Source organism: Vibrio proteolyticus NBRC 13287 (genome assembly GCF_000467125.1).
Taxonomy (GTDB): Bacteria; Pseudomonadota; Gammaproteobacteria; order Enterobacterales; family Vibrionaceae; genus Vibrio; species Vibrio proteolyticus.
In genome coordinates, this window is the sequence record NZ_BATJ01000016.1 from 1 (window position 1) to 518 (window position 518).

The window sequence follows — 518 nt, forward strand, 5'->3', positions numbered from 1 at the left end:
AGTTATAGGCAGGAAAATGAGTCAATATAACGATCAATATTATATTGTATTTAAGAATTACGATGAGAATACCCTATATCTGAAACCTCAAAAGCATTCAGCGATGAGGGATTATGAATATACCAAGCTGAGCGGCAGCGAGCCGATGTTCTTTGAAAACGGCTATCGCGATGAGGATCTTGCCCGTGGTATTTCTCGGCCAATTAAACAGGCTCATTTAGACTCTACCTACCCGGTCTTTTCTGACGAGATAAAACAAACGTTAGGCACTATCGATAGCCAGTGTTGCCAGATCTACCCAGCGGTAATTGTTGATGATCACGGCAAGTATCATGAGGACTACTGGGTATTTAATGTATTTGAATTGCTGGATGTACTTAATCTTGAAAAATGTCGTATTGATGACTTTGATCCTGACGAGGAAGATCAAACAATAGAGCAGTATTATCTGGATGATGACAAGCTCTCAGCGATGCCTGAAAAAGAGCGGTTAGTCTTTATGCCGAAATACAGCGACT

General features: G+C 40.7%; 1 protein-coding gene. It reads left to right on the forward strand.

All coding sequences use genetic code 11. The annotated features are described in order from the left end of the window. Positions 1–16: 16 nt before the first annotated feature. Positions 17–518, forward strand: a 502-nt coding sequence (locus tag VPR01S_RS16595; RefSeq protein WP_021706520.1) for an imm11 family protein, incomplete at its 3' end; no start/stop codon positions are given.